Origin of the sequence: Streptomyces alkaliphilus (assembly GCF_014141535.1) — a bacterium.
Lineage (GTDB): Bacteria > Actinomycetota > Actinomycetes > Streptomycetales > Streptomycetaceae > Streptomyces > Streptomyces alkaliphilus.
In genome coordinates, this window is sequence record NZ_VKHT01001018.1 from 1 (window position 1) to 1,744 (window position 1,744).

The 1,744-nt window shown below is 75.3% G+C and carries 3 protein-coding genes; all 3 read left to right on the top strand.

What is annotated here, in order from left to right; all coding sequences use genetic code 11:
- The first annotated feature begins 310 nt into the window (after nt 1-310).
- The 3 genes from FNQ90_RS22045 to FNQ90_RS22055 all read left to right on the top strand — a co-directional run bounded on the left by FNQ90_RS22045 (nt 311) and on the right by FNQ90_RS22055 (nt 1,723).
- Nucleotides 311-1,108: an AzlC family ABC transporter permease gene (locus FNQ90_RS22045; protein WP_182607952.1), complete on the top strand. Its 798-nt coding sequence runs from the start codon at nt 311-313 to the stop codon at nt 1,106-1,108.
- Nucleotides 1,105-1,425 (top strand): AzlD domain-containing protein, encoded by a 321-nt coding sequence (locus FNQ90_RS22050; RefSeq protein WP_182607953.1) that lies wholly within the window; start codon nt 1,105-1,107, stop codon nt 1,423-1,425. Before FNQ90_RS22045 ends, FNQ90_RS22050 begins: the two co-directional genes overlap by 4 nt.
- Before the next feature lie 103 nt (nt 1,426-1,528).
- Nucleotides 1,529-1,723, top strand: a complete 195-nt coding sequence (locus tag FNQ90_RS22055) for a DUF3046 domain-containing protein (protein ID WP_182607954.1) — start codon at nt 1,529-1,531, stop codon at nt 1,721-1,723.
- The last annotated feature ends 21 nt before the right edge of the window (nt 1,724-1,744 follow it).

Here is a 1,744-nt window from a genome sequence, read left to right on the forward strand (position 1 = left end):
ATCGGGGACCACGGGCACCATGGGGACATGGTGCCCCGGGGGACCGACAGGCGCGGCCGGTGAACACGGGCCGGGTGGGCCGGCCGGCTCCCCTCCGGGGGGCCGGACGTAGCCTGCCGGTGTGAACCACCCCGCCATACCGCCGCCCCGCGCGTCCCAACGGAAAGTCGAGCGATCGCCCGGTGCGGACGATGCTTCCCGCGACTCCGGTCCCGTCGAGCCCGTCACCGCCCTCGACCGTGTCGACCACACCGATGGCTCCCGCCGACCGGACGGTCGTCCCGCCGATGGTCGGCGCGGCCGTGCCCCGATGGGAGAGGGGGACCGCGCCGCCGTGCGGGACGGCCTGGGCGTCGGCGTGGCGGTCGGGCTCTCCGGCTTCGCCTTCGGGATCACCGCGGCGGCCGCCGGCCTCTCCGTGCTGCAGAGCTGCGCGCTGAGCCTGTTGGTCTTCACCGGCGCCTCCCAGTTCGCGTTGGTGGGGGCGTTGGCGGCGGGTGGCAATCCGTTCACGGCAGCCGCCGGTGCCTTCTTCCTGGGGGTGCGCAACGGCTTCTACGGCCTGCGGCTGTCCACCGTGCTCGCCGTGCCGGGCCGGTGGCGACCCGTGGTGGCCCACGCGGTGATCGACGAGACGACGGCGGTCTCGCTGGCCCGCCACGACCGTCGCTCGGCACGGATCGGGTTCGCCGTCACCGCGGTCTCGCTCTACGGCCTGTGGAACCTGACCACCCTGCTCGGCGCGCTGGGGGCCTCCCGGATCGCCGACCCGGCGACCTGGGGGCTGGACGCGGCGGGCCCCGCCGTGTTCCTCGCCCTCCTGGCACCGATGCTGCGCTCCACCCGGGAACGGGTGACGGCGGGACTGGCCGTCCTGCTCTCCCTCGTGGCGCTGCCGATCCTGCCGGCGGGCGTGCCGGTGCTGGTCGCCGCGCTCGCCGCCCCGCTGGTGCTGCTGGTGACCCGGGGGCGGGACTCGGCGGAGGACCGATCCGACACGCCCGGCGGCTCCGGTGACTCCGCCGGAGCCGCCGGGCATCCGCCGGAGGCGGTACCGGGGAGGGATCCGGTGACCGGTGGGGGATCTCCCGGTGGTGGTGCCGCGTGAACGGGACGGCTGTGTGGATCGCGATCCTGTTGACCGCCGCGGGGTGCTACCTCGTCAAGTTGACGGGACTCTCGGTGCCCGCGTCGGTGCTGGAACGCCCGGGGCCGCGTCGATTGGCGGCGCTGGTTCCGGTGGCCCTGCTCGCCGCGTTGATCGCGGTGCAGACGGCGGACGGCGGCGACGGGACCCTTGTCCTCGACGCGCGGGCCGCCGGGCTGGGAGCGGCGGCGGTGGCCCTGGTGCTGCGGGCACCGTTCCTGCTGGTGGTGGCCCTCGCGGTGGCGGTCACCGCCGGGGTCAGGGCGCTCGGCGGCTGAGGTCCACCCGGACGGGGGTCCGGAGGGCGGGTCCGCCCGTCGGACGCCCGCCCGGGTCCGCTCGTCGGGTCCGGGGGCGCTGAACGGGCGGGATACTGGACGGATGCGGTTGACGGATTTCTGGGAGCGGATGCGGACGCACTTCGGCGCGGGCTACGCGGACTCCTTCGCGCGGGACCACGTGATGTCGGAGTTGGGCGGCAGGACCGTGAACGAGGCGCTGGCCGACGGCTGGGACGCCAAACAGGTGTGGCGGGTGGTCTGCGCGGTCATGGAGGTGCCCTCCGAGCGGCGCTGACCCCGTCCCGGTCCCCGAACC